Here is a 19,161-nt window from a genome sequence, read left to right as displayed (position 1 = left end):
TCGTCACGCCGAGCCGCATGGCGACTACACTTATTCTTTGGTTTGAAAGTTAGGCAGTATCATACATGCAGGTCGAATCCACACTCTTTTCCCATCCCAAGTATCTGGGCCGCAATGAGAAACCGGCGCCCTTCTTGCCCATGTCGCGCAAGGAGATGGCCAAGCTGGGCTGGGATAGCTGTGACATCATTATCGTCACCGGCGACGCCTATGTGGATCATCCTAGCTTCGGCATGGCGGTGATCGGCCGTATGCTGGAGGCCCAGGGTTTCAGGGTGGGTATCATCTCCCAGCCAGACTGGTCGAGCAAAGAAGACTTCATGAAGCTGGGCAAGCCTAACCTCTACTTCGGGGTGACCGCGGGCAACATGGATTCGATGATCAACCGCTACACCGCCGAGCGCCGTCTGCGTCACGACGATGCCTACACGGCCGGTAACCTGGGCGGTAAGCGTCCTGATCGTGCCGTCACCGTCTATACCCAGCGCTGTAAGGAAGCCTTTAAGCAGGTGCCCGTGGTCATTGGCGGCATAGAGGCCAGCCTGCGCCGCATCGCCCACTATGACTATTGGTCGGATAAGGTGCGCCGCTCGGTGATCTTAGATGCCAAGGCCGATATCTTGGTTTACGGCAATGCTGAGCGCCCGTTGGTGGAGCTGTCTCATCGCCTCGCGGCGGGCGAGGATGTGCGTGACATTCACGACGTGCGCGGCACCACAGTGATACGTAAAGAGCCTATGCCAGGCTGGAAGGGGATGGATTCACGGAAGCTGGATCAGCTGCATAAGATAGATCCTATCCCCAACCCCTATGGCGCCGATGACGTAGGCTGCCAAAACCTCTCGGGCCCAAGCGACGTTAAGGTGTTCGATAACGACGCGCCTAAGGCGATCTCCGTGCAGCCGCCAAGACCCAAGCCCTGGGAGAAGACCTATGTGCTGCTGCCAAGCTTCGAGAAGGTCGCCGGGGATAAATACCTCTACGCCCACGCCTCGCGCATCTTGCACCAGGAACAGAACCCGGGTTGTGCCCGCGCCCTGTTCCAGCCCCACGGCGAGCGAGCCATCTGGGTCAATCCGCCCGCCTGGCCGCTCAACACCGACGAGATGGATGGGGTATTCGATCTCGCCTATAAGCGAGTGCCGCACCCCGTCTATGGCAACGACAAGATCCCTGCCTATGACATGATCAAGACCTCGATCAACATCATGCGGGGCTGTTTCGGTGGCTGCTCCTTCTGCTCCATTACCGAGCATGAGGGCCGCATCATCCAGAGCCGCTCCCAGGACTCGATCATCAAAGAGATTAAGGACATTCAGGATAAGGTGCCTGGCTTTACCGGGGTGATCTCCGATCTTGGCGGCCCAACTGCCAACATGTACCGCCTGGGCTGTACCTCGGTGAAGGCCGAGAGTACCTGTCGTCGACTCTCCTGTGTCTTCCCCTCTATCTGTGGCCACCTGGACACAGACCATCAGGCGACGATCGATCTCTACCGCGCCGCCCGTGACGTGCCGGGGATCAAGAAGGTGTTGATCGCCTCAGGGGTGCGTTACGACCTGGCGACCGAAGATCCCCGCTATGTGAAGGAGCTGGCCAGCCACCATGTGGGCGGCTATCTGAAGATCGCTCCCGAGCATACCGAAGAGGGCCCGCTGAACAAGATGATGAAGCCGGGCATGGGGACCTATCATAAGTTTAAGGAGCTGTTCGATAAGTATTCCGCCGAGGCGGGCAAGAAACAGTATCTTATTCCTTACTTCATCTCGGCCCATCCGGGCACTACGGATGAGGATATGGTGAACCTGGCGCTCTGGCTCAAGGGCGAGAAGTTTAAGCTGGATCAGGTGCAGAACTTCTATCCGTCACCTATGGCTAATGCGACCACCATCTATCACACCGAGCTTAACTCGCTTAAAAACGTCAAGCACAGCAGTGAGACGGTAGATGTGCCCAAGGGCGGGCGTCAGCGTAAGCTGCACAAGGCGCTGCTGCGTTATCACGACCCGGCCGGCTGGCCTATGATCCGCGAGGCACTGATCAAGATGGGTAAGGAACACCTCATCGGTGGCGGCGCTAACTGCCTGGTGCCGGCGGAAACCCGCCAGGAGCGCCAGGGCTATCGCGCCAAGGGTGCTAAGACGCCCGCGGGTAAGAAGGCCGTGACCCGTTTCAGCGCCAACCAGTTCGACGAGCGTAAGGGCAATGGCCAAGGCAAGGCTCAAACTAAGCCCGGTGCTAAGTCTGGTGCTAAGGGCAAGCCGAGCGGTCAGGCCGCAGGTAAGGGCGGTTCGGGTAAAGGTGATTCGGGCAAGGGCGGCTGGAGTAAGCCCGGCAAGCGTCCGGCGAAGAACGCCTGGGGTACCACGCCCAAGCATCAACGCTAAACTGCTGCTGGTCAAAGCGACAAAAAAAGGGGAGTATTTAACCACTCCCCTTTTTATTGCATGGAGCTTACCATGAGCGACCCAAGAGAAGACTCAAATGGCAAGGCTAAGGTCGACGGCTACAGCGACGAGAGCTTTTGGCATAAGGTCAAGCAGTTTGCCAAGTTGGCCGGGCGCGAGGTGATCGACAATGCCTTGTGTCTCTACTATGCGGCCCAAAGACCAGATACCCCCAAGTGGGCCAAGACGGTGATCTTCGGCGCCCTGGCTTATTTCATCACGCCACTCGACGCCATACCCGACCTCACGCCCGTGGTGGGGTTTTCAGACGATCTTGGCGCCCTAGCCGCGGCGCTGGCTATGGTCAGCATGTATGTCGATGACAAGGTGAAGCAGCAGGCCGCGGCCAAGACCTCGGCCTGGTTCGACTGAGCTAGCCTGCCAGTTTGGCTTCGGCTAACCACTGATCCAGGGTTATCGCCGTGGCGCCGCCAAAGCTCAGCGACAGCAGATTCGCCGCCACCAGTTGATGGCCGCTCAGCTGGGTTTCAGCCCAGGAGAGGCTTGGGGCGGCGATGGCATCACTTATCACCTCACACTCGAAACCTCGGGTGACCGCGCTGCGACACAGGGTCTGCACACAGGCCTGGGCCATGGCGCCGACAACCACCAGCTTGTCTATTCCCTGCTCGACCAGTGTCTGTTCGAGCGTCGTGCCGAGAAAGCTATCGACATGATGCTTAACGATCACCGGCTCCTGCCCCTTGGGCGCGACGATATCGGCGATCTCAGCGCCAGGTGTGCCTGTCTGAAAGAAGCTGGCGTTAGGATCCTCGAAGATATGCTGCATATGGATCACCGGCAGTCGATTGGCACGAAAATGATGTAGCAGCTTAGCGGCGTTGGCCGCCGCGGCCTCGCAGTTATCCAGTGCGAAGCGGCCCCCCTTGAAGTAGTCGTTTTGCAGGTCGACCAGCACCAGGGCAGTGCGCTGCTGTAGCGGCAGGGGCTCGCTCAGCTGAGTTAGCACGCTAAAATCATCCTCCTCCAGGTACCACTCACCGTCGTCGGGCAGGGTCCATAGCTCCTTGCTGATGAAGCCGCTGGCGATATTCATGCGCCAGTTGGCCGACAGTATCGCCTGCCTGTCGCTGAGCACCTTGATCTGCACATTGCGATAGACCAGCTCCCCCGGATTTTGCTGGGCGAAGCCAAGCCAGAACTGGCTAATGGCTTCCACGCCATTGAAGCGGCCGAAGGGCGAGACCTGCATCCTTGCCGTGGGCAGGTAGCGGGCGATGCAGTCGGCAAAGGCCTGACGATTGAAATCGGCAATCCAGGCTTGGCTGGCTTGCATGACGGCTTGGTGGATAGATTGACTCATGTTGGCTCCTTGTTTTTCACTTGAATCGATAAGGAGGTCAGTCTATTGTTCTTTTTATTTACTATATTTAGGCTTTGGTTGATAACAATGTTCAGAAAAAATGAACAAAAACGGTTGACCTACCAGATGTTGGTATTCGATGAGGTGGTCAATCAAGGTTCCTTTACCGCGGCGGCGGAGGCGCTTGGCCATACCAAGTCGGCGGTGAGTCAGTATGTGAGCCAGCTGGAGCAAGATCTCGGTGTTAAGCTGCTGACCCGCAGCACGCGTCAGCTGCATCTGACCGCTCAGGGAGAGGCGATGGCGCAGCGCAGCCAACAACTCTGGCGTCTGATGACCGAGACCTTAGAGGCCGCTCACGCCCAGCAGGCCGTGCCGGCTGGGCGGGTGGCGATCACCGCGCCGCTGGCGTTCGAGGCGCCGCTGCTTACCCCCATCATCGCCGATCTCTGCCGTGAGTTTCCTCAGCTTCTGCCTGAGATGCACTATGACGATGCGCGGCTGGACATCTTGCAGCACAACCTGGATATGGCGATCTCCGTCGGGCCGCAGAAAGACAGTGGCTACCATGCCATCCCCATCGGCTGGCTCGATAGCGTCCTGGTGGCCGCGCCCAGTTACATTAACCTAAGTGCGCCCATTACGCCCCAAAGTCTGCATGACCATAGCCTGATCCTCTTACCCTGGCAGCGACCACTTGTACTAGAGGGGCCTGATGCGCTGGCCTTTACTGCGGCCAGGGAGATTCGGCTCAACACCTCCATCAGCGCTATCAACAGCGCCATCAATGGTCTAGGCATCGCCCTGGTGCCCTCTATTTTTATTCAAGCAGAGCTGGCCGAGGGAAAATTGCAGCGAGTATTGCCCGAGCATAGGGGGCCATCACGGGAGGTGTTTGCCATCCACGCCTATCAACAGCAGTTGCCGCTGGTGTTGCGTCTGGTGGTGGACAGGCTAAAGGAGGCCTTCAGGCAGAAGGCCCCCGGGAGTGTTTGAGGGAAGGGGTTAGTCGAGTTTAAACTGTCCCACTATCTGTTCCAGTTGCTGGTTGGCGGTGGCCAGATTGACGGTTTCGTTACGGCTCGATTCGCCGCTGCGAGCCAGTTCATTGGCCATGTCGCAGATGGCACTCATGTTACGGGTGATCTCTGCCGAGACCGAGCTTTGCTCTTCGGCGGCCGTGGCGATCTGTGTGTTGAGATCGTTGATCTGGTTGACTGAGTTACCGATGGCATCGAGATCTGTGGCGACCCTCTCAGTCGAGTTGGCCGTTTCAAGGCAAGTCTGTTTGGTAACCTCCATCGAGTGAATTGCACTGTTGGAGGCTTGCCTCAGATTGTTCAGGGTCACCTCTATTTCCGCCGTGCTGTCCTGTGTGCGCGCCGCCAATGCGCGCACTTCATCGGCCACGACGGCGAACCCCCGTCCTTGTTCGCCAGCTCTAGCCGCCTCGATGGCCGCGTTGAGCGCCAGCAGATTGGTTTGATCCGCAATGTCGCCGATCACCTTGAGCACCTGGGTGATGTTGATGGTATCCCTGTCGATCTGACCTATCTTATCGGCGGTGTGTTCCACCTCCCCGACCAGGCGATTAACGGTCTCGGTGGCCTCGGCAACCTGCTGTTTGGAAGCTAGGGCTTGCTCATTGGTCTGCTGGGTAAATGAGGCGGTTTCGTTACCATTTTGAGCGACATCATTGGCGGTGGCGCTCATTTCTTCTACCGCTGCGACGATCTGCTCTGTCTCCTTGGTGTGAGCGGACAAGATGTGGCGGTTGGTCTCGGTTTCTGCGTTGAGTCGCTCGACGCTGCTTGAGATATGCGCCGAGGCCTGTAACACCTCGCGCATCATGGTTTGCAGATTGGCGATAAATTGGTTGATGCCCATGGATATCTGGCCTAGATCGTCCTTGCTATGTATCTCGAGCCGCTTGGTGAGGTCACCATTACCCTTAGACAGTTCGGTAACCATGGCTTTGAGCGATAAGATGGGACGATAGAGGAGGTACAGAACCCCAAGTAAGATGCTGATGGCACACAGCAACATGATGCCAGAGGAGATGAGAGCACTGCTGAGTGCCTGATCAACCACGGCGTAAGCATTTGACTTATCTAAGCCAATGAACAGAAACCACTGTTTGCCGTTGACCAGGGGGATGGCCTTCGAGAAGGCGAGTTTGTCGACACCGTCGATACGATACTCTTGCATCACCTCATCGTGGCTAATCAGCTTCTGCTCGACCTGAGAAAGGCCAAAATCGCTAAAGCGGCTGCCGGTCACTAGCGTCGGAGAGTCTGAGGCCAGCACCTTGCCGGTTTGGTCTGTGATAAGGGCGACCGCGCCCGGGTAATCGATCGCGCTGATAACCTCATGCAGGTAGGTAAGCTCGATGTCACCGAGTACCACGCCATCTCCCAGGTTCTTTAGGATGGAGATCACCTTATGCCCAGTACCATCGTCGATGTAGATATCGGTCACGTCCAGTTGATTGGTCGCCTTGCCCTGCTGATACCAGGGACGTGTTCTGGGGTCGTATTTTCCGGCAATCGCCTTGCCGTTTAGCCACTTGTCGCCGATTTCGGTCGAGTAGGCGCTGCCATCATCGAAGCCAAAATAGATACGGGCGACACCAGATAAATCGGTGGCAAGGCGCGCGGTGTTGACATAGTTGTCGTGATAACTCCCAAGGCGGTAGTGTCGGGCCAGTTCGTCTAATGCTTGTGCCTTGGCGGTAAACCAGGTGGCGACCCTGGCGGATTCATTGCGCGTTACACCAGTGAGCTTGTCGTTGACTCTGTTGATAGTCGCTTCTTTAATTTGAACATAGGAGAGCCAGTTGGAGATCAACAGGCAGAGGACGACTAGGGTGACCATTGAGGTTACGAGTGATTTCTTGAATCCCATCAATTGCTAACTCCATGAGATGTGGAATAGAAGAGGCCAGATCTGGCCTCTTCTGGAGGGAGCCTAGTTGGGCGATCAGCCCTTCCAGTTTAGGTTGAAGTCATAGCGGAAGCCGACGGTGACGGCGTGGTCGTCACTCAAGTTGTCGTAGTTCTTGTCCAGGTATTCGAGGTGCACGCGCACGTTGGCCAGCGGGTTCCATTCCAGTGTGGTGTTGAAGCCGTCGTAGTCCATAGAGCTGACATCCTCGATACCGTCTTTGAACTGGAAGTACCCCAGCTTGATCTTATAGGCATCGCCCAATGGGTAGGCCAGCGCGGTATCTAAGGTGCTGCCGCTGCGATCGGCGTTTAGCCCCTGATTGTCGAAGTTGTATTCCTTATCCTGATAACTCGCGGCAAGGTAGAGACCGTTGCCGAAGGTGTAGGCGACCACGCCGCCCAGCGTCTGGTTATCGCCATTGACCTGGCCATTCTCCAGGCTGTCTTGGGTGACATAACCCAGACCCAGATGCAGGGTACCCACATCATAGCCTACGCCAAGGTTGACCAGATCGGCGCCGGTATCGCCTTTATCGCCGTCAAACTGGGCGCCGGCCATCCAGGTGAAACCGCCGGTTACCAGCTTGTAGGTGACGAAGTTGTCGACGAAGAAGGGGCTTTCATGGTCGTAGGCGTAAGGGCTGTTGCCGTGGTTGAAGATATCCACATACTCGACGATCAGGCTGTACTGCGCCGGACGCTGTTTGCCTATGCCCACCTGACCATAGGGTGATGCGATGGCCACATAGGCCTGTCTGGCCTTGCCGAAGTTGCCAGAGTTGGCGATGTCGACACTCCATTCGCCCTGGGCGATGGCGCGCCAGCCATCGGCAAATTCTGTGCTGGCTTTGATACCGACACGTGAGAGGGCGTCTCTCACGTCCCAGGTCTCATCCGTGCTGTCATCTAGGTAGCTCAGTGTCGGACGGATCGAGCCGTATAGGCTGACTTCGCTGTTCTTGAACTGTGAGGGAGCGGCCTGAGTTTCCAGCTGGGCGATACGCTGGTTGAGCGCCTCGACCTGCTCGGCGAGGGGCTGCCCGGCGGCGTAGCCGTTAGTGGCGGTGAGTGCCAGTGCGGTGGCGATCATTGAGGTGCGAAAAACAGTTTTATGATTTTTCATGGCTTCTTGCCTTCAATAGGGTTTCTAGGCATGCAAGTCTCCCTCCTGCCATCGACTCGATGGAGGATAGGGGCGTTTGCACGCGGTAAAAAAGGGATTAAAGCGGCCCATGACAATTGCCACGGGCCGGGTATTGGTTAAACCTTGCCAGTCTTCTTCAGGTCGGCGAACCAGAGGTTGTGATGTTGCTTGGCCCAGTTCTCGTCACAGTAGCCAGAGGTCATGTTTGACATGCCGCCTTCTGACATCACGGTCGCCATGAAGATATGCACCACAGAGAAGGCGCTGATAACCACGGTCGAGACGATATGCAGTACCAGCATCAGGTTGGCTGTGTTCTTGGTGACGCCATAGGTTTCAGGGAACATCATTGCCAGGCCTGACACCACCATGACACCGCCGAAGAGGGCGAAGACCCAGAACCACAGCTTCTCACCCGCGTTGGCAAAGCCTGCATCGGGATGCTGCTTCTTACCAAAGTTGATGTAACCGCCCAGTACGGCAAACCATTTTAGGTCGTAGCTGGCGGGGAACTGCTTGGGTGCCCACATCAGCACCATCAGCACATAGCCGAGGATGAAGGGGAAGGCCATGAGTTCATGCAGGCTGCTGGAAAGGCCCGCCAGGGCGGTCCAGGCACCGGCATTCATGCCAGGTTCGAAGTAGAAACGGCCGCCGCCCAGTACCAGACCGGTGAGGAGCAGCAGGATACAGGGGATGGCGCCCAGCCAGTGTACGCTGACGCTCAGACCTGACCAGCGCTTGATGAGCTTGCCCGAGAAGCCGTCATCCAGCTTGGAAACGCCGTTAACCACCACAAACAGAATAAACAGTGCAATGACGCCAAACAGGCTGGCAAATAGCGCGAAGGCGATGGTGTCGGTCGCGCCCAGATAGCCCAGCAGCGACTCGTCGGCCTGCTCAGGAATGGACGCCGGCATCAGCAGCTCAGGCTGAGTCGGCATGCCGCGGATCTCAGGAATATCGCCTGGAATGGCATGTTCCTGAATGGTTTGCCACTGCTGAGGTTGCAGGGTGGCGGTTTCTTCGGCCAGTGCATAACTGGATGCAAACAGACCGAGCACAATAAGGCTTAACCATCTTATTGCTTTACTCATTGAAAACTCCTTGCGACATCGCTTGTCGCGTTGGAACCTGCCTGGTGTCAGGCAGATTCATCGATCATTCGGCGCCTTCTTGGCGGGGCACCGCTTGAATTTGTTGGTTAATAAACTGCAGTAGCTCCTGAGCAAACAGCGGCCAGAAAGCCTGTTTCGCATGTTTGACGATCCCCTCGCAGAAGGGCGTTATCCAACGCCCGAGATGGGCGTCGAGAAACTCCGCCGCGAGTTCGTTGAGGGCCTTAACATGCTCGCTGTTTTCCAGCGCTTGTTGCTCGGCAGCCATGGCATGCAGGCAGTAGAGGAACTCGAGTTCGTTACCAATAAAGTCGGCCGGCTCGTTAAAGCTATCGTCGATGACCAGACCTATCTGTTGGTAAAACTCGGCCACACGAACGGTTTCTTCGGTGAAGATCTGATGATTGCCACTGAGGTAAACCGATTCGTAGGGGGCGACTAATAGCTTGTATGGCCCAATACACATGCGATTAAAATCAAATTCCAATTCGGATGCGTCGTCACTGAACTTGCGTGCCTCGACGAGTAAGGGGCTCTCGGGTGACTCCTGCTCCAGGTAGGCGATTAAGCCCGCGAGCGCTTGAGTATCCGAGGGCGCAAACATCATCGATTTAAAGGCATGATAAGCCATTGCCGTTGGGCCATATTCTGCTGTCATTATGCGCGTTCCTTAATGATCACTAGGTTAGGTTTGGTGATGCAGTCGCCATAGCCTATGCCTTGCTTGCTTGCCGATGGACGCTTGAGTACCTCTTGCAGATTACCTACATCCAGGCACTGAACCGGGCAGCCGCTGACGCAGGCGGGTTTCATGCCGCGATCCAGCAGTTCGACACACATGTTGCACTTGTCGGCCTTGCCATCGTCTTCGCGGATGCTTACCGCGGCGTAAGGACAGGCGCTGGCACACAGGCCACAACCGGTACACTTCTCACGGTCCAGCACCACGATACCGTCGTCGCGCACATGGTAGGCTTTCGCCGGACAGACCATGAGGCAGGCCGGGTTTTCACAGTGCATGCAGGCGTGAGATAGCCAGACATCGATGGCGCCATCGTCGCGCTTCACCTCATAACGATCGACTTTGCGGAATCTATGGTTCTCGGGCAGTTCATTGTGGATCTGGCAGGCAACGGTACAGGCACCGCAACCGACACAGTTCTCTTGTCTGAACACAAAGCCCACTTTCTTATTTAACGACATCAGTTACTCCTTAGGCTTTGGCAATCGCGACGCGAGTAGAGTGGTACGCTGAGCAGCCACCCATATCGGTCAAGGTGTCGGTAGTGAGGTTGTTGGTACAGCTGTCTTTGCCCTGCGGGTCCATGCGGCGCCAGTTGTTCTTCGGTGCCATGACAGTTCCCCTGACCACCTGGGTAGAAACCTGGGCGATAAAGTGGGCTTCACCACGCTGGTTGCTGAGCCTGACGCGATCGTTGTTCTGAATGCCAAGTTCTTTGGCATCTTCGGCGTTGATCTTGGCTAAGTAGGCCGGGAAGTTACGAATGTACTTCACGTTGTAGAAAGAGCTGTTGGCACGCTGCGGAATGGCAGGAGACAGCAGACGGAACGGGAGTGTCTTCTCTTCCTGTACCATCTCGTCTTCCGGTAGGCCGAAGTCGATGACAGGGTGGTAGCCGGCTTCCTTCATCATCTCCGAGTAGAATTCGATCTTACCGCTTGGCGTCTTATATTTGCCGTCGCCGAAGTAAGGGCGTTGGTCATAGACGGTGACAAACTTATCGCGAATGATCTGCTCATAGGTGATGTTGTTGTGTCTAAAGGCCGGCTCCTCGGTGTCGAGGAAGTCGCGTAGGATCTGCTCATAGTCCACGCGCATCTCAGGGAAGCGGTCCAGTCCCATGCGGGCGCCCAGCTCCTTAAAGAAGATCCAGTTGTCTTTCGACTCGCCCAGGGGCTCGATAACTTTCTCCGAGGTCTGCATGTGGTAGCAGTTGTAGTCGGTACCCATGTCAGGGAACTCAAACTGAGTGGCCGCCGGTACGATAATGTCGGCCAGCTCTGCGGTATCTGTCATCAGGAAGTCATGCACGACCAAGAACAGGTCATCGCGCATCGCGCCGCGGCGACAGGCGTTTGAGTCGGGCGCAACCGAGACGAAGTTACCGTTATAGTTGATCACCGCCTTAATCGGTTTGATCGGCTTGCCATAGGCCGTTGGGTTCTCTGGGTGGAGCGCCTTGGCGATCTCCGTCATGTTGACGTGGCCAACCGTGTCTGGGTTCGGGTGGATATGATCCGCACGGCCCTTGCTGTAGTTGAGGCTGTCATCGGCCTGGGTGTTGTCATAGATGAAGCCATTGCCGATCTTGCCGTATTGGCCGGCAACCGCGTGCATCATGGCGATGGCGCGAGACATACGGGCACCGTTGTAGTTACGCTGCATGCCGTAACCCAGACGCAGCACAGACAACTCTGATTCGCCATAGACGCGAGCGAATTCGAACATCTTGGCTTTAGGCACACCGGTGACACGCTCGATCTCTTCGTAGCTCATGGTGTTCAGGCGCTCAAGCAGCTGGTCATAGCCAAGGGTGTTGGCCTTGATGAACTCGAGGTCCGCTAGATCATGCTCTACCAGGTATTTCATGATACCTGTCGCCAGGTGGGTGTCGGTACTCGGCTTAGGCTGCAACCAGATATCGGCCTGCGAGGCGATAGGGGTACGCACTGGGTTAACTACCAACAGTTTGGCACCTCGGTCACGGGCTTGGTTGATGAACTTGATGCCGTGTACGTTGGTGGCCGTCTCGTTTTGGCCCCAAGAGATGTAGCAGTTGGTGTAGATGTTGTCGTAAGGATCGGGGCCCTGATAGGTACCCGTTACCGATTTCAGGCCTTCATAGGCGGCGAACACACACACCTTACGGTCGAGCTTGCGGGCACCGACGGCGTTGAAGAAACGGCTAGGTCCGCCGTATTTACCGATAACCCCTTCGTGGCCCGAGTAGCTGTAGGGTAGGATAGAGTCAGCGCCATGATCTTTGATGATCTGCTGCAGGCGGCTGGCGATCTTGTCATAGGCCTCGTCCCAAGAGATACGGCGCCATTTGCCTTCGCCCTTCTTGCCCGCGCGTTCCATCGGGTGCAGAATACGGTCGGCGGCATAGGTGTATTGCACGTAGGCATGACCCTTCACGCAAGGAGAGGTGCCCATCTTCTTCAGTTCTGAAGCACCTTCAACATAGGTCATACGACCGTTTTGCACCGTGAATTTCAACAAACAGCGGTCGGCGCAGTTACGTTGGCAGGTGTGGTATTTAATTTCCCCTTGGCGTTTCAATAGCTTATCGGGCGCGTTGCCTTTCTCGCCTGCACTTGCTATGCCGGGCATAAGACCGGATAACGAGCCGACGACGGAGCTGGCTCCGACACCTTGCAAGAAGGTGCGTCTGTTCATTTTCATAAGTGTTCCCCATCTTGATGCGTCTAAGACGCTTTTTACAGACATTGCTCAAATGTTTGTGAGTCCAGGACTCGCTGCATACCTGTTTTGTTATCGTTATCGATTTAAAAAGATGGCAAGATCAGCTGCGAAAGGGGTATGCAAGGGTGCCTCAAGTAGCCTGTCGATCTCACCATCAAAACTTTTGTCAGCGTTCTGCCGCCCTGCGCCAGGCGCTTTCTAGGCCGCAGATGAGTTTAGACTTCACCCAGTTGTAGGCCGTTGACTGATTCACGTTGCCATACAGGAGGTAATTGCCTATCTCGCGGTTTTCACGGCGACGAATGCGGCAGCGTTTGGCCAGCTCATCAGGTAGCTTGACCCATTGCACACTGGGCAACATGTCGACGAATTCACGTGTAAATTCGTTGCAAACCAAGGTGACCGCGTCAGATTGACTCAGCAGGCGCATGGCGGTGGCGACACTGTCTGTGTAGCCTTCGACCTCCATGCACAGATCTTCTTCGCGGCAGAGGTTCACCAGTAGCGGACAGCTCAGGTCGTCATAGTTGTCTATCTCTAAGCAAGGGTATTGAGTGATATTGGCGAGGGTGAGTGCTTGCTTGAGAAGTGGATGGCCGGTGCGTGCCAAAATGTAGAGATTGTCGGTCGCCGAAAACATCTCGGCGTTGAGGTTCTTACTGTTAAAGCCTTCATAGACCACCACAAAATCGACATCGCCATTGGCGAGATCGCTGCTGCAGTCATGAGTCAGCACCCTAACATCGAACTTCATGTTGGGCGCTTCGGTAAGGATCTCGTTGCGGATCACCTGCTGTACGGCATAGATGAACTCATCATAGGCATGAATAACATATTGGCCACCTGATTCTGCAGGAGTAAACACCGAGTGCTGCATCTCGAGTTTTTGATAGTGAGCCACCAACTCTCTGGCCAGCGGGATCAGCTGGTGGGTCTTCTCGGTTGCGACGAAGCCGGAACAACGACGAATAAAGAGTGAGTCTTTAAAGATGTCTCTTAAGATCTTAAGGGTGCGGCTTACACCTGAAGGAGTAATACCCAGTTCATTGGCAGCCTGATGACTCTGCCCGTGCTCATAGACGGCGATGAACACTTTTAGTTGATTGTAATTAAGTTGGTCAATCTTATTCATGGCTGTGAACTAAGTAAATATATTGAGGTATTATCATCTATATATATCTACACATGTTCAGTGTTGAAAGTCACACTTTTAACATGGCTATTATTTAAAGTTTGCATTACTTCTCATTTTTTAATATCTGCATTTTGCAAAATGCGATATTTAAAATTTTCAGACTTTATATATCTTTCATCATAACTGGTACGGGCGAACAACTTCTAGGCGGGGGCTTGTCAGGCCTTGCTATCACTGGTGTAGCCGTAAGTTGCTGTTTAGGTAGGGTAAGTGTTCGAATTGTGAGCTTTCGATTTTATTTCATCAAAATTAAATTTATTTTTAATATGAGAAGTTCGTCTTTTTACTGTGACTATTATACCCGCTGCTCATAAATAATTTCATCGAATTTATATTTTTATTTGATTCGTGATCTCTATTTTAATTTCAATTTATAGCTTTATTGCCTGTTGCAAGTTTTATTGTTGCGTGTGTATTTTAAATAATAAAGAAACCTTCCAGAAGTCATGCAGAAGTCATGTTTTTATTTTAGAAAAACATAGTTAAGGATCTCGTTATGTTAGATCGGCGCTCGATATTAAAAATGGCGGCAGGAGGAGCACTGCTCTCATTGGTGCCCGCCAGCACGCTGCAAGCGAAAACCCTTGGAAAACGTTATGCCATGGTGTTTGACGTCAGACGTTGTACCGGTTGTCTCTCCTGTACCGTTTCATGTTCCGTTGAAAATCAAACAGATGTGGGCAGATGCCGTACCCGAGTCAACCAGGCCAGCCTGACCTTGGGTGAGCGCATCGCGACGCTTGCGGTGCCGAACCAATGTAACCAGTGCGACAATCCTGTTTGTACCCAGGTCTGTCCGGTTGAGGCGACTTATAAGCGTAAGGAAGATGGCATAGTGGTAATAGACCACGAAGAGTGCATTCATTGCCAGCTGTGTGTCGATGCCTGCCCTTATGGGGCGCGCCGTAAGGATGAGAGCCTGGATAACCCGCCCGAGAAGTGTAATTTCTGCATTCACCGCGTAACTCAGGGTCTGCTACCCGCCTGTGTCGAGACCTGTATCGGTGGCGCCCGCACCTTTGGCGACCTTAACGATCCCGATAGTCAGGTATCTAAGTTGGTGCGGGACAACAAGGTCTACGCCATGCTGTCCGATGCCGGCACCTCACCCAACATCTTCTATATTGGTTTGCCAACATCGACCGATGACCAAGCCATTTTGAATCTCAATTACCTCGATTGGCAGCGCTAGGAGTCAAAGATGGATAGACGTAAGTTTTTAACTCAGGCGGGTCTGGTGTCTGCCGCGACCATCACGGGTGCGGCCTGCAGTCGAGTCAATGCCGAGTCTGAACCGCAAAAGACCCAGGACATTACACGTTTCGGTCATCCCGTCGCCGCCGAGGGGGGCTTCGATGGCGAGGGTAAATGGCAAAAGACAGAGGGGGTACGCACCGCCTATTCCCGCTGCTTTAGCTGCTACAACATCTGTGGCCTCAGGGTACGTGTGGATGAGAAGACAGATAAGGTCTTGAAGGTAGGTGGTAACCCCTACTGCGAGAACAACTCAGGCTCGCCGCTGCCGTTGAGCACAGAGGTGAAGCAGAGCTATATCGCCCTGGCGGGCGAGGCGGGCCTTAAGAATCGCGCCACTACTTGCGCCAAGGGGGCGAGCTGTGTCGATTCGGTGGACGATGAGCGCCGGGTGACTCAGGTATTGAAGCGTGCTGGCAAGCGTGGCAGTGGACAATGGGTCACTATCAGCTATGAACAGGCACTGCAGGAGATAGTTGAAGGGGGCGATCTCTTTGGCGAAGGCCATGTGGATGGGCTGCGCGCCATTCGTCGGCTGGATCAGGAGGTGAAACCGGGCCATAGCGAATTTGGTAGCAAGGCGAATCAGCTGTTTGCCACCTTCTGCGCCGAAGATACCCTGCGCGGAAGCTTCTATGCTCGTTTCATGATGCAATCATGGGGCACGGTTAACCTGGGGACTAAGCATGCCTACTGCGGCGCCGCTCAGGCAACGGGTTACAGCCTGGGCATGGCGGCGGGTTTCGAAGAGTGGCTCAACGATGTCGATTGGGAAAACGTCGAATATGGCCTGTTCATGGGCACCAGTCCTGGCTCGTCAGGCGTGAGCCTTAACCGTGTCGGCCGGGGGCTGGCCAACAGCCGTGTCGATCGCGGCTTTAAATATGTGTGTGTCGATCCACTGCTGCGCACCACGGTCGCGGCCGACACCAACGCCACCTGGCTGGCGGTAAAACCCGGCCAGGATGCGGCCTTCTCCTTCGGGGTGATCCGCACCATGCTCGAAGAGCAATGGTTTAACAAGCCACACCTTGAGAATCCGAGCCAGAAGGCGGCCGAGGCGGCAGGTGAGCTGAACTACACCAACGCCGGCCACCTGGTGGTGATGGACCCTAAGCATCCCGACTATCGTAAGTTTGCCAAGGCGCAAGACTTCGGCCTGGGCGGCGATGAGGCGCTAATCATCAAGGCGGGCAGCCAGACGCTGGTTTCCGCCGAGTCCGGTGACAAGGCCGAGCTGTTTGTGAACAAGCGCCTTACCGATAGCCGTGGTCGCAAGGTGACCCTGATGTCATCCCTCTATCTGTTACGCGTCGAGGCTCAGCGCACCAGCATGGAAGAGTATGCCAAGCGCAGCGGTATCAGCATCAAAGATATGCGTCAGGTGGCCAAGGACTTGGCTCACTATGGCCGTAAGGCCTGTGTGGCAGGCAACGGCGGCACCAACTCGTCAGATGGTTTCGTGATGGGCTGGATCTGGGCGCTGCTCAATACTTTGGCGGGTTCCCACGATGCCAAGGGCGGCGCCATCTATGGCAACGGGCCTATCGGTGGCTTGGAGGGCCTGTATGATCTGGCCAACATCGAGGGCGGCGTATCGCTCGACGGCATCGTTAACGCCTGCCGCGACGGTGCCTACGAGGCCTCGACCGAATATCGTCTCAAGGTGGAGCAGGGTAAGCATCCTTATCCCGCCAGCACCCCTTGGCATGAGGTACTGCCCGCCATGAATGCGGCCGAGCAGTGGACCAGCCATGCCAACGGCGATCCCTACAGTGCCAAGGCGCTGTTCAACTGGCGCAACAACTTCCTCTACAGCGCGGCATCGATCAGCCAGGAGGTGGTGGCCAGCATCGCCGACCCTAAGCGTCTGCCGCTGGTGGTGGGGATCGACTGCCACATGAACGAGACCAATCGCTATGCCGACTACCTGATCCCGGATCGCTCCATGCTCGAGGAGTATGCGGCGGATCGCATGTGGGGATCTCATAAGCTGGGCGTGGTGGCGGCATCGCCCGTGGTGACCCCGAGAACCGAGAAGAATGAGGCGGGAGAGCATATCTGCATGGAGCAGTTGCTGATCGATATCGCCCTCAGGCTCAAGCTGCCAGGCTTTGGTAAGGAGGCCTTGGCAACCAGCGATGGCCGCAAGGTGGATCTGCTGACCTTCGAGGACTGGCACGCCAGATACCTGGCCAACGTCGCCGCCCAGTGTGAGCAGCTGCCTAGGGTGACCGAGGAAGATCGTCTCTGGGCCGGATTGGATTACGCCATGAAACCGCTTAAGCCTAGGCTCACCGCCGAGGAGGCCGCCGGGGTCGAGGCCTTGCTGTCACGCGGCGGCTACTACCAAGATGACGATCGCTACGAGGGCGACTTCATCAAGGGCGCGGGGGCCAAGTGTCTGCAGATCTATCATCAGGAGGTGGCGCAGCTGCGTCATGCCTACTCGGGTGAGTTTTATCCGGGCACGCCGACCCTGCAAGAACATAAGTTCTGGAACGGCGATACCTGGGAGAGCCATTGGCCCCAAAGCGAGTATCCGCTGCTGTTCTCCAGCTATAAGGCGACGGTACGCTCTAACTACGCGGTGGCCTTTAAACGCATCGGCGAGATCAGCCCGACCAACTTCGTCTACATGCATAGCGATACGGCCAAGACCCAGGGGCTGAGTGATGGTGACCAGGTGCGCCTAATGACCGCCAATGGTAAGCCCTGTGTCGGCACTTTGCAGACAGATATCGGGGTCGCCAAAGGCGCCGTGTGTGTCTCCCATGGCTTTGGTCATAGCGAGGGCTTCGGCGGTGACGATCGCATCATCAATGGCAAGCGGTTACCCGGTATTGCCAGCCGCGCCAGCGGGGTGGCGATCAACCAGATGATCCCGGCGGACCCGACCCGTAACGGCGCAGCCAGTATGCTCAACGACTACTGGACCGGGGCCAACTGTCGCCACGGTATCCCGGTGCGGGTGGAGAAAGCTTGATCCTGTGTTTTAAGCTGAATCATAAGTATTTGTAAACATAGTTATCCTGTAAACCTTTCCCCCGTCGCTTCGGCTTCGGGGGCTTTTTTTATTCAGCTTCAATTTATCTGTTCGTGCTAGTGTGGATGCTCAATCCAAAGGCTCATGAAAAAGGAGCATAAAAACAAGATGGCAAAATCCCTATCTCAATCACTATCTCTTGGCGCTAGTTTTTCTCTATTGTTAGCCGCCCCCGCAATGGCGACCACGGTCGAACAGACTCAGTTTTTTGATGCCATTGCCGCTCACTGTGGCCAGGCGTTCGAAGGCGAGGTGACGGCGGGCAACAGCGCCGACTCGGTTTTCAGTGGTAAGAAGCTGGTGATGCATGTGCGCGAGTGTAGCGACGGCGAGCTCAAGGTGCCGTTTCATGTGGGCGAGGATCACTCCCGCACCTGGGTGATCACTAAGACGGACACCGGACTGCGCCTCAAGCACGATCACAGACACCAAGATGGCAGCGAAGACAAGGTCACCATGTATGGTGGTGACACACAAGATGGCGGCAGCGCCGAGCTGCAATCTTTCCCCGTCGATGCCTACTCGATCGACAACTTTAAACAGAATGGCCTGAGCCAGTCGGTCACCAATGTGTGGCACATGGGGATCACAGAGAGCCAGTTTATCTATCGTCTTACCCGCGAGAATCGCGACTTTAAGGTGACGTTTGATCTGACCAAGCCGGTGGCCTTGCCGCCTGCGCCATGGGGGCATGAGTAGCTTCTTGTTTTCGATGTTTAGCATCTGGTTGAGTGGGTATTTGGTTGGTTTTTGAAGGTCAAACTTTCATTGTGACCTATCGCTTGCCCGGCGGGTGCTGTATATGGAAGTACCAATGTCGTGATCACATGGATGTGAAAGAACGACGTATGTGCAAGCACTCTTTTGGCACGCTGTGAATATATCCATATACGCTCCACGCTGAGGAATCCCCTGATAACTTTGAGATAAATCATGAGATTAGAGTGAACTTGCACCTTGGAATGTGATCTGATTAAGCGCAAACAAAAACTGTAGTGGCATAGTGAATTTGGCCACCTGAATAGACGAAGTGATAGACTCACTTCCAGAGAAAAGGTGGTAGAAATGAAGAACACAAGACCGACATTCAGTGCAGAGTTCAAATTAGAAGCTGCGCAGCTGGTAACGAAACAGGGATACAGCATAACTGAGGCTGCAAGCGCGATGGGCGTCAGTAATTCAGCCATGCGTAAATGGGTAAACCAGCTTCGACAGGAGAAGCAAGGCGTATCCCCCAAAG

The 19,161-nt window shown here is 55.3% G+C and carries 15 protein-coding genes; 7 read left to right on the top strand and 8 right to left on the bottom strand.

The genetic code is table 11. The annotated features are described in order from the left end of the window. Nucleotides 1-65: 65 nt before the first annotated feature. Both L1D47_RS03460 and L1D47_RS03455 read left to right on the top strand, forming a co-directional pair. Nucleotides 66-2,387 (top strand): YgiQ family radical SAM protein, encoded by a 2,322-nt coding sequence (locus tag L1D47_RS03460; protein ID WP_239882582.1) that lies wholly within the window; start codon nt 66-68, stop codon nt 2,385-2,387. Nucleotides 2,388-2,459: 72 nt separating this feature from the next. Then, nucleotides 2,460-2,819: a YkvA family protein gene (locus L1D47_RS03455; RefSeq protein ID WP_239882581.1), complete on the top strand. Its 360-nt coding sequence runs from the start codon at nt 2,460-2,462 to the stop codon at nt 2,817-2,819. A 1-nt stretch (nt 2,820) separates the two neighbouring features. Here the strand turns inward: L1D47_RS03455 and L1D47_RS03450 are convergent, their stop codons facing one another. Then, nucleotides 2,821-3,771 (bottom strand): cysteine hydrolase family protein, encoded by a 951-nt coding sequence (locus L1D47_RS03450; RefSeq protein WP_239882580.1) that lies wholly within the window; start codon nt 3,769-3,771, stop codon nt 2,821-2,823. Nucleotides 3,772-3,858: 87 nt separating this feature from the next. Here L1D47_RS03450 and L1D47_RS03445 point away from each other — a divergent pair, with 87 nt between their 5' ends. Beyond that, nucleotides 3,859-4,767, top strand: coding sequence for a LysR family transcriptional regulator (locus L1D47_RS03445; RefSeq protein WP_239882579.1), 909 nt, complete (start codon nt 3,859-3,861; stop codon nt 4,765-4,767). A gap of 9 nt (nt 4,768-4,776) precedes the next feature. On the opposite strand, the gene L1D47_RS03440 is transcribed toward L1D47_RS03445, so the two are convergent. From L1D47_RS03440 to L1D47_RS03410, 7 genes are all read right to left on the bottom strand, one after another. Further along, a complete protein-coding gene (locus L1D47_RS03440; protein WP_239882578.1) occupies nt 4,777-6,675 on the bottom strand; it encodes a methyl-accepting chemotaxis protein in 1,899 nt (632 codons plus the stop codon). A gap of 75 nt (nt 6,676-6,750) precedes the next feature. After that, complete coding sequence (locus tag L1D47_RS03435) at nt 6,751-7,839, bottom strand: porin (protein ID WP_239882577.1); 1,089 nt, start codon at nt 7,837-7,839, stop codon at nt 6,751-6,753. Between the two features lie 137 nt (nt 7,840-7,976). After that, nucleotides 7,977-8,957 carry a formate dehydrogenase subunit gamma gene (locus L1D47_RS03430; protein ID WP_239882576.1) on the bottom strand — a complete coding sequence of 327 codons (981 nt, stop codon included), beginning with the start codon at nt 8,955-8,957 and terminating at the stop codon, nt 7,977-7,979. Nucleotides 8,958-9,021: 64 nt separating this feature from the next. Then, a complete protein-coding gene (locus tag L1D47_RS03425) occupies nt 9,022-9,636 on the bottom strand; it encodes a molecular chaperone TorD family protein (protein ID WP_239882575.1) in 615 nt (204 codons plus the stop codon). Further along, a complete protein-coding gene (locus tag L1D47_RS03420) occupies nt 9,636-10,181 on the bottom strand; it encodes a 4Fe-4S dicluster domain-containing protein (RefSeq protein WP_239882574.1) in 546 nt (181 codons plus the stop codon). The genes L1D47_RS03425 and L1D47_RS03420 overlap by 1 nt, the downstream gene beginning before the upstream one ends. 10 nt (nt 10,182-10,191) lie before the next feature. After that, on the bottom strand, nt 10,192-12,405 hold the full coding sequence (locus L1D47_RS03415; RefSeq protein WP_239882573.1) for a molybdopterin-dependent oxidoreductase: 2,214 nt from the start codon (nt 12,403-12,405) through the stop codon (nt 10,192-10,194). Nucleotides 12,406-12,592: 187 nt separating this feature from the next. Continuing rightward, complete coding sequence (locus L1D47_RS03410; RefSeq protein WP_239882572.1) at nt 12,593-13,558, bottom strand: LysR family transcriptional regulator; 966 nt, start codon at nt 13,556-13,558, stop codon at nt 12,593-12,595. 559 nt (nt 13,559-14,117) lie between these two features. Here L1D47_RS03410 and L1D47_RS03405 point away from each other — a divergent pair. The 4 genes from L1D47_RS03405 to L1D47_RS03390 form a co-directional block, all read left to right on the top strand. Further along, complete coding sequence (locus L1D47_RS03405) at nt 14,118-14,813, top strand: 4Fe-4S dicluster domain-containing protein (RefSeq protein WP_239882571.1); 696 nt, start codon at nt 14,118-14,120, stop codon at nt 14,811-14,813. 9 nt (nt 14,814-14,822) lie between these two features. Further along, nucleotides 14,823-17,861, top strand: a complete 3,039-nt coding sequence (locus tag L1D47_RS03400; RefSeq protein ID WP_239882570.1) for a molybdopterin dinucleotide binding domain-containing protein — start codon at nt 14,823-14,825, stop codon at nt 17,859-17,861. A 168-nt stretch (nt 17,862-18,029) separates the two neighbouring features. Then, entirely contained in the window at nt 18,030-18,620 is a 591-nt protein-coding gene (locus tag L1D47_RS03395) for a hypothetical protein (protein WP_239882569.1), read from the top strand. A 366-nt stretch (nt 18,621-18,986) separates the two neighbouring features. Beyond that, nucleotides 18,987-19,161 (top strand): transposase (locus L1D47_RS03390; protein ID WP_239882609.1); only part of this gene is annotated, 175 nt, incomplete at its 3' end.

It is taken from the genome of Shewanella sp. Isolate7 (assembly GCF_022398425.1).
Taxonomy (GTDB): Bacteria; Pseudomonadota; Gammaproteobacteria; order Enterobacterales; family Shewanellaceae; genus Shewanella.
This window is presented reverse-complemented; position numbering and strand designations above follow the sequence as displayed.

Excerpts from the sequence above, each read along its gene's own strand:
- L1D47_RS03445 (WP_239882579.1), top strand. The coding sequence starts at position 3,859 with ATGTTCAGAAAAAATGAACAAAAACGGTTGACCTACCAGATGTTGGTA.
- L1D47_RS03430 (WP_239882576.1), bottom strand. The coding sequence starts at position 8,957 with ATGAGTAAAGCAATAAGATGGTTAAGCCTTATTGTGCTCGGTCTGTTT.
- L1D47_RS03395 (WP_239882569.1), top strand. The coding sequence starts at position 18,030 with ATGGCAAAATCCCTATCTCAATCACTATCTCTTGGCGCTAGTTTTTCT.
- L1D47_RS03440 (WP_239882578.1), bottom strand. The coding sequence starts at position 6,675 with ATGGGATTCAAGAAATCACTCGTAACCTCAATGGTCACCCTAGTCGTC.
- L1D47_RS03415 (WP_239882573.1), bottom strand. The coding sequence starts at position 12,405 with ATGAAAATGAACAGACGCACCTTCTTGCAAGGTGTCGGAGCCAGCTCC.
- L1D47_RS03425 (WP_239882575.1), bottom strand. The coding sequence starts at position 9,636 with ATGACAGCAGAATATGGCCCAACGGCAATGGCTTATCATGCCTTTAAA.
- L1D47_RS03420 (WP_239882574.1), bottom strand. The coding sequence starts at position 10,181 with ATGTCGTTAAATAAGAAAGTGGGCTTTGTGTTCAGACAAGAGAACTGT.
- L1D47_RS03460 (WP_239882582.1), top strand. The coding sequence starts at position 66 with ATGCAGGTCGAATCCACACTCTTTTCCCATCCCAAGTATCTGGGCCGC.
- L1D47_RS03400 (WP_239882570.1), top strand. The coding sequence starts at position 14,823 with ATGGATAGACGTAAGTTTTTAACTCAGGCGGGTCTGGTGTCTGCCGCG.
- L1D47_RS03435 (WP_239882577.1), bottom strand. The coding sequence starts at position 7,839 with ATGAAAAATCATAAAACTGTTTTTCGCACCTCAATGATCGCCACCGCA.
- L1D47_RS03410 (WP_239882572.1), bottom strand. The coding sequence starts at position 13,558 with ATGAATAAGATTGACCAACTTAATTACAATCAACTAAAAGTGTTCATC.
- L1D47_RS03455 (WP_239882581.1), top strand. The coding sequence starts at position 2,460 with ATGAGCGACCCAAGAGAAGACTCAAATGGCAAGGCTAAGGTCGACGGC.
- L1D47_RS03405 (WP_239882571.1), top strand. The coding sequence starts at position 14,118 with ATGTTAGATCGGCGCTCGATATTAAAAATGGCGGCAGGAGGAGCACTG.
- L1D47_RS03450 (WP_239882580.1), bottom strand. The coding sequence starts at position 3,771 with ATGAGTCAATCTATCCACCAAGCCGTCATGCAAGCCAGCCAAGCCTGG.